This window comes from Mycobacterium sp. E136, from assembly GCF_001666865.1.
In the GTDB taxonomy this organism is placed as follows: domain Bacteria; phylum Actinomycetota; class Actinomycetes; order Mycobacteriales; family Mycobacteriaceae; genus Mycobacterium.
In genome coordinates this window covers 1-1,808 of sequence record NZ_LZJE01000075.1, presented here as the reverse complement: position 1 = coordinate 1,808, position 1,808 = coordinate 1, and the positions used below count along the sequence as shown (strand labels likewise).

The 1,808-nt window shown below is 63.4% G+C and carries 1 protein-coding gene; it reads left to right on the top strand.

What is annotated here, in order from left to right; genetic code table 11:
- On the top strand, nt 1-1,808 hold a 1,808-nt coding region (locus A5698_RS05575), incomplete at both ends, for a non-ribosomal peptide synthetase (RefSeq protein ID WP_156670619.1).

The following is a 1,808-nucleotide window of genomic DNA, read 5'->3' as shown; positions in this document are numbered from 1 at the left end:
ACCGATGTGTTTGATGCGGGCAGTGTGCGTGGGTTGGTTGGTCGGTTGGAGCGGGTGTTGGTGGCGATGACGGCGCAGCCGGGTGGGCGGTTGTCGTCGGTGGATGTGCTTGATGGTGGTGAGCATGCTCGGTTGGCTGAGGTGGGCAATCGGGTGGTGTTGGGTCAGGGTGTGTCGGCGGCGGTGTCGATTCCGGTGTTGTTCGCTGAGCAGGTGGCTCGTGGTGCGGATGCGGTGGCGATCAGTTACGGGGTGCGGTCGTTGACGTATCGGGAGCTGGATGAGGCTTCGAATCGGTTGGCGCATTTGTTGGTTGGCCGGGGTGTGGGTGCTGGTGCGCGGGTGGGGTTGTTGTTGCCGCGGTCGGCGCAGGCGGTGGTGGCGATGTTGGGGGTGCTCAAGGCGGGGGCGGCGTATGTGCCGTTGGATCCGGGGCATCCGGATGCGCGGATTGGTTTTGTGCTTGCTGATGCGGCTCCGGTGGCGGTGATCAGTACTGAGGGTTTGCGTTCGCGGTTGGATGGCCATGCGGTGGTGGTCATTGATGTTGAGGATGCGGGGTTGGCCGAGCAGCCGTGTTCGGCGTTGGCGGGTCCGGGTCCTGATGATGTGGCGTATTTGATTTACACCTCGGGGACGACGGGGACTCCGAAGGGGGTTGCGGTTGCGCATCGCAATGTGACTCGGTTGTTGGAGACGTTGGATGCTGACGTGCCGGGTGCGGGGGTGTGGTCGCAGTGTCATTCGTTGGCGTTTGATTTTTCGGTGTGGGAGATCTTTGGGGCGCTGTTGGGTGGGGGCCGGTTGGTGGTGGTGCCCGATGCGGTGGTGCGTTCGCCTGAAGAGTTGCATGCGTTGTTGGTTGCTGAGCAGGTCAGTGTGCTCAGTCAGACTCCGTCGGCGTTTTATGCGTTGCAGGCTGCTGATGGGTTGGCTCCGGAGTTGGGTGATCAGCTCAAGTTGGAGACGGTGGTGTTTGGCGGGGAGGCTCTTGAGCCGCATCGTCTTCGGCCGTGGTTGGGTCATCATCCGGGGTTGCCGCGGTTGTTGAACATGTATGGCATCACCGAGACCACGGTGCATGCGTCGTTGCGGGAGATCGTGGCCACCGATGTGGAGGGCACGGGCAGTCCGATCGGGGTGCCGTTGGCTCATTTGGGGTTTGTGGTGCTCGATGGGTGGTTGCGGCCGGTGCCGGTGGGGGTGGTCGGTGAGTTGTATGTCGCTGGTGCGGGGTTGGCCTATGGGTATGTGGGCCGGGCGGGGTTGACGGCGTCGCGGTTTGTGGCGTGTCCGTTTGGCGGGGCGCAGGCCGGTGGGCAACGGATGTATCGCACTGGGGATTTGGTGCGCTGGGGTGTTGATGGCCAGTTGGTGTATGTGGGTCGTGCTGATGAGCAGGTCAAGATCCGCGGGTATCGCATCGAGCTGGGTGAGGTTCAGGCGGCGTTGCAGGGTCTTGATGGGGTTGATCAGGCGGTGGTGATCGCTCGTGAGGATCGTCCCGGCGATAAACGGTTGGTGGGTTACATCACCGGTGGCGCCGATCCGGCCGATGCGCGCGCTCGACTGGCTGAGCGGTTGCCGAGCTACATGGTGCCTACCGCGGTGGTGGTGCTGGCGGCGTTGCCGTTGACGGTCAACGGCAAACTCGACACCCGGGCCCTGCCGGCACCGGAATACACCGATATCGACCACTACCGCGCCCCGGCCAACGCCATCGAAGAAATCCTGGCCGGCATCTACGCCCAAGTCCTGGGCCTAGACCGCGTCAGCGTCGACGACTCCTTCTTCGAACTCGGCGGCGA